The 2996-nt window shown below is 69.6% G+C and carries 2 protein-coding genes and 1 tRNA gene; 1 reads left to right on the plus strand and 2 read right to left on the minus strand.

The window, feature by feature from the left end:
* Positions 1 to 239: 239 nt before the first annotated feature.
* A tRNA-Ser gene (locus tag ACZ4LX_RS37990) sits at positions 240 to 329 on the minus strand.
* 53 nt (positions 330 to 382) lie between these two features.
* Positions 383 to 1870, minus strand: a complete 1488-nt coding sequence (locus tag ACZ4LX_RS37995) for a S1C family serine protease (protein WP_467651964.1) — start codon at positions 1868 to 1870, stop codon at positions 383 to 385.
* 191 nt (positions 1871 to 2061) lie between these two features.
* On the opposite strand from ACZ4LX_RS37995, the gene ACZ4LX_RS38000 reads away from it, so the two are divergent.
* Positions 2062 to 2907, plus strand: coding sequence for a glycerophosphodiester phosphodiesterase (locus ACZ4LX_RS38000; RefSeq protein ID WP_467651962.1), 846 nt, complete (start codon positions 2062 to 2064; stop codon positions 2905 to 2907).
* Positions 2908 to 2996: the final 89 nt, after the last annotated feature.

The following is a 2996-nucleotide window of genomic DNA, read 5'->3' on the forward strand; positions in this document are numbered from 1 at the left end:
GGCGGACGAACTCCCACTCGGCATCCGACAGTTCATGGCGACGTATCACCCGACCATGATCCACCACACAAGATCATTTGACGACAGAACCTAAGTCCGCACGCTGCTGGCATGGTCCACGCCTGGTCCACGCACCATGATCCGAAGCGGTACACGGGCGGGTCAGGGTGAGACAGGACCACATGACGAAGGGGTGCCCCTGGTCGGGACACCCCTTCTGTTCAGCACGTTCGCTGAGCTGGCGGTGGGTGTGGGATTTGAACCCACGGTGACATCGCTGCCACGACGGTTTTCAAGACCGTTCCCTTAGGCCGCTCGGGCAACCCACCTCGCGCCAACGGCCAACGAAGAGCCGCTTCGACGCGGAGGACAGCCTAGCCGGTCAGCTGTCGCCCTTGCGCTCGCCCAGGGTGACTTCCACCGTGGAGGTCTTGCCGTCGCGCTTGTAGGTCAGCGTGACCTTGTCACCCGGCTTGTGCGTCCAGATCTCACCGATCAGGGTCGGGCCGCTGTCGACGACGGTGTCGTTGAACTTGGTGATGACGTCGCCCGCCCTGAGGCCGGCCCGGGCCGCGGGGCCGTCCTTGGTGACCGCTTCGGTGCCGCCCGCGCTCTGGTCCGAGATGGCCGCGCCACCGGTCTTCTCCTCCATCGACACCGTGGCGCCGATGACCGGGTAGACCGGCTGGCCGGTCTTGATCAGCTGCTGGGCGACGTTCTTCGCCTGGTTGATCGGGATCGCGAAGCCGAGGCCGATGGAACCGGCCTGGCTCTGGCCCGTGCTTCCGGTCGACTGGATCGCCGAGTTGATGCCGATGACCGCGCCGCCCGCGCTCAGCAGCGGGCCGCCGGAGTTGCCCGGGTTGATCGAGGCGTCGGTCTGCAACGCGCTCATGTACGAGTTGCTGCCACCGGAGCCGTCGCCGGACGCGACCGGACGGTTCTTCGCACTGATGATGCCTGTGGTGACCGTGTTGGACAGGCCGAACGGGGCACCGATCGCGATCGTCGAATCGCCCACCGCCACCTGGTCCGAGTTGCCGAGCGGCAGCGGGGTGAGCCCCTGCGGCGGGTTCTTCAGCTTCAGGACGGCGACGTCGTAGCCCTGGGCCCGGCCGACTACCTCGGCGTCGTACTTCTTGCCGTTGGAGAACGTCGCCGTGAGCTGGCCGCTGTCCGCAGCGGAGGCCACCACGTGGTTGTTCGTGAGGATGTGGCCTTCCTTGTCGTACACGAAACCGGTGCCGGTGCCGCCCTCCCCGTCACCGCCCTGCGCGTCGATCGTGACCACGCTCGGGAGCGCCTTGGCCGCGACGCCCGCGACCGTGCCCGGGTCGCGCTTGAGGTCCTGCGGAGTACCCGACGCGGCGACCGTGGTCGAACCCGAGGAGCCGGAGTCGTTCCTGTCCGCCGCCCAGAAACCGAGGGCGCCGCCGACGCCGCCCGCGACTAGTGCGGCCACGACCACTGCGGCCACCAGGCCGCCCGCGCCCCGCTTGCGCGGCGCGTCGGAGGTCTGCACCTGACCCGGCGGGCCCCATGCGGGACCACCGCCGTGCGCCCCGTGCCCCTGGGCGTACGCCGGGACCGCCGGCGGGGGCGGGGGCCAGCCGGCTTCGGCTGCGGACTGCGGCACCGGCGGGGGCGCGTACTGAGGCGCGGCCGCCGGGACCGGGGCCGTGGGGGCCGTCTCCGGCCCCTGGGCGGGAGAGGCCGGCTGCTGCGCGGGGGGCGCATCCGGGCGCGCGGCAGGGGCGGGCGGGCTCTCGGGGAGCTCCTGGGGAGCGTCGGCCGGCACTGGAGGTGCGGACGGAACGGACGGGGCGGCCTCGGCCGCGGTGCCCTCGTTGCCCTCGTTCTCTGTGCTCACAGCTCTTTACTCCTCAGGTTCCACATCATGATTCGGCAAGAGATCCGCTGTGTACGTGTCCGCAGCCAGCTTTTCCCACAGCACGTCAGGCCACTGTAAGCAGGACCTGTGCATCTGCGCACAGGCCTTTACACCGGACAAAACGGTCTCGCGCCACAAGGTGCGCGCACCCATGGTCTCCCGGTGACACCATGATGCGGGTGACCCAAGCACGGCAGCAGCGCCCCAGCCAGCATCCCATCCAGGTCATCGCACACCGGGGCGCGTCCGACGACGCCCCCGAGCACACCCTGGCCGCGTACCGGAAGGCTATCGAGGACGGTGCCGACGCCCTGGAGTGCGACGTACGGCTCACGGCCGACGGTCATCTCGTATGCGTACACGACCGCCGGGTGAACCGCACCTCCAACGGCCGGGGCGCCGTCTCCGCCCTGGAGCTCAGCGAGCTCGCGGCCCTCGACTTCGGCTCGTGGAAGGACCGTGAGGAGGCGGAGTCCCCGGACTGGGATCCGGTGCCGGGCGAGCTGGCCTCCGTGCTGACCCTGGAACGGCTCCTTGAGCTCCTCGTCGAGACGCGAGCCGCCGGCCGGCCGCTCCATCTGGCCATCGAGACCAAGCACCCGACGCGCTGGGCGGGCCAGGTCGAGGAGCGGCTGCTGCACCTGCTGAAACGCTTCGAGCTCGACGCGCCGCCATCCGGTGCCCCCTCCCCGGTCCGCGTCATGAGCTTCTCGGCCCGTTCCCTGCACCGCGTCCAGAACGCCGCGCCGGGGCTCCCCACCGTCTACCTGATGCAGTTCGTCTCGCCGAGGCTGCGTGACGGACGGCTGCCGGCGGGTGCCCGAATCGCGGGACCGGGGATGCGGATCGTACGCAGTCACCCCGGGTACATCGACCGCCTCCACCGCGCCGGTCATCGGGCGCACGTCTGGACGGTCAACGAGCCGGAGGACGTCGAGCTCTGTGTGCGGCTCGGCGTCGAGGCCATCATCACCAATCGGCCGAAGCAGGTGCTGGCTCAGCTGGGGCGCTCCTAGGTTCTGTCGTCAAATGATCTTGTGTGGTGGATCATGGTCGGGTGATACGTCGCCATGAACTGTCGGATGCCGAGTGGGAGTTCGTCCGC

It is taken from the genome of Streptomyces sp. NPDC026062 (genome assembly GCF_055568375.1).

What these genes read in the sequence shown, in the direction of transcription:
- ACZ4LX_RS38000 (WP_467651962.1), top strand. Translation starts at nt 2,062, where the DNA reads ATGATGCGGGTGACCCAAGCACGGCAGCAGCGCCCCAGCCAGCATCCC.